The sequence below is a fragment of the Psychromonas antarctica genome (assembly GCF_022267535.1).
In the GTDB taxonomy this organism is placed as follows: Bacteria; Pseudomonadota; Gammaproteobacteria; order Enterobacterales; family Psychromonadaceae; genus Psychromonas; species Psychromonas antarctica.
The window spans coordinates 1-2155 of record NZ_JAHNZV010000214.1 but is presented as its reverse complement, the minus strand read 5'-3'; the positions used below and the strand labels follow the sequence as shown (position 1 = coordinate 2155).

Below are 2155 nucleotides of genomic sequence, written 5' to 3'. Positions count from 1 at the left end.
CCTTGAGGCTAAATACGCAGCTGAAAAAAAACATAAAATCTATAATCAATTATTAGAAGATATTACGTTTGATAGTAAATTTGATGCCATCACCATGTGGGATGTTTTCGAACACTTAACAAATGGCGATTACTATTTAAAACTTATGAAGAAATTATTAAATAATAATGGTGTTATTTTTTTACAAATCCCCTCTTCTGATTCTCTGGCAGCCAAAATTCTCAGAAAAGAATGCAATATGTTTGATGGCCTTGAACACGTAAACTTATATGGCGTACAAACGATTAAAGCGCTGGCGAATAAATGTGGTTTGAAAGTACTTGATATTCAGACTGTTATATCTGAAATTGGCGTGATTAATAATTACTTAAATTATGAAGATCCATATTTAGGCAACACAAAAAATAAGCAGTCAATACCAACTATTATTGATGAACAAAGGATCCATGAAACATTACAAGGTTACAAGATTCAAGTAGTACTTGGGCTTGCAGATTAAACAAGTAGTGGTTAAAAAGCTTGGTGGCTGATAATATCAATCCATCAAGCAGTTTCAGATATCTTGAATAACCAACTAACGCACAGGAATATTTAATTTTTTAAAGGCTAATCGGCAGTCTTCTGGTGTTGAGTTGGTAAAATGAAATATACTCGAGATAGCAACAGCTGATGCACTTGTATTACCAACCAAAGCCGCATTTCCAGGTGAACTGACTCCTCCAGCATAAATAACAGGTATAGAAACTAATTGTGAAATCTTTTGCGCAAGTTCAACATTTGCACCTTCCATTTTTCCATCCCGAGAGACATTATTAATCAATATTTCACCAGCCCCTAAGTTCTCAACCTTAGAAATCCAATCAAACAGATCAATATCATTAATCGTTTTACCGTTATTGAAAATGTAATAATTATTATTGCACTCGACAACATCAATCGATACCACAATGCATTGAGAGCCAAAAATAGTCGCGGCTTCATTTATAAACGAGGGATTCTCAAGCGCATATGTATTAATAGCTATTTTGTCTGCACCTTTTTCTAAAAGTGCTTTTATATCATTAATAGAACGAATCCCCCCCCCCACTGTTAAAGGCATAAAGCATTCTAGCGCGAGCTCTTGAATTGTAAATTTATCAATTGCTCGTCCATCTTTAGAGGCGTCAATATCAAGAATAATTAACTCATCAACATTACGTGTATTATATGTACGGACAACCGTAATAGGGCTACCTAAGTTTCTTCGTTTGTTAAAATTAATCGTTTTTAATACAGAAAAACCATCAAGCAGAACAATAGGGATAACGCGTTTTCTTAGCATAGTTTGATGAAATTCCGTAAAAATTGTAAACCAACCTGCTGGCTTTTTTCTGGATGAAACTGAGTACCATGAATATGTCCTTTATTAACATACGCTACAACATTTTCGCCATAACTCGTCATTGCAACGTTGACGTTTTCATTTATCCTCATTGAATAACTATGTACAAAATAGAAACAACTATCCTCTTCTATCCCAAAGAACATTTCCAATTGATTGGCGTGAACATCATTCCATCCCATATGAGGGGTAATAAGGGTACCGTCAAAATTATTAATTTTTTTTACTTCGGCATCAAAAAATCCAAGCCCTTTACTGCCACCACCTTCGTCACCAACGGAAGCAAATAATTGCATACCGACACAAATCCCTAAAATAGGAATATGTTCGATTAATACTTTAGTGCGTAGAGCATCATAGAAACCAGTTGCAAATAGAGCCTGTGATGCAGCTTTAAAATTCCCCACTCCTGGCAGTATAATCTTACTGGCACCTTCTAAACCAAGGGGCTCATCAACCACTTGATAAGCAACCCCCAAATAGTTAATTGCTTTAACAAGGCTACCTATGTTTCCAATTTTTAAATCTATAATTTTAAGCATAAATATTAACCTGGAAAAAACTTTCTTATCAAATTACCAGCATCATCTTTTTTCAACTTTCCAGTATCAGCATCTCGTTCAAAGATCAATTTGTTGGTAAAGCAATCAGCAATTCTCGCTCAAATGATCTTTGCTAAGATAAAACAGCTTTTTCAGCTGTTTTTCCATTTTATGCTCGTCAACCTGTGCTTTCCTTGGTTTTTCCTTTTTCAAACAGGCAAGGATCAAGCTA

3 protein-coding genes are annotated in these 2155 nt (G+C 34.9%); 1 reads left to right on the top strand and 2 read right to left on the bottom strand.

Going from position 1 to position 2155, the window contains the following annotated elements:
* On the top strand, positions 1-499 hold a 499-nt coding region (locus KSO91_RS17030; protein ID WP_238744214.1), incomplete at its 5' end, for a methyltransferase domain-containing protein.
* 75 nt (positions 500-574) lie between these two features.
* Here KSO91_RS17030 and hisF read toward each other — a convergent pair.
* A complete protein-coding gene (hisF, locus tag KSO91_RS17025) occupies positions 575-1321 on the bottom strand; it encodes an imidazole glycerol phosphate synthase subunit HisF (protein WP_238744213.1) in 747 nt (248 codons plus the stop codon).
* Entirely contained in the window at positions 1315-1923 is a 609-nt protein-coding gene (gene hisH, locus KSO91_RS17020; RefSeq protein WP_238744212.1) for an imidazole glycerol phosphate synthase subunit HisH, read from the bottom strand. The genes hisF and hisH overlap by 7 nt, the downstream gene beginning before the upstream one ends.
* Positions 1924-2155: the final 232 nt, after the last annotated feature.

Excerpts from the sequence above, each read along its gene's own strand:
- hisF (WP_238744213.1), bottom strand. The coding sequence starts at position 1,321 with ATGCTAAGAAAACGCGTTATCCCTATTGTTCTGCTTGATGGTTTTTCT.
- hisH (WP_238744212.1), bottom strand. The coding sequence starts at position 1,923 with ATGCTTAAAATTATAGATTTAAAAATTGGAAACATAGGTAGCCTTGTT.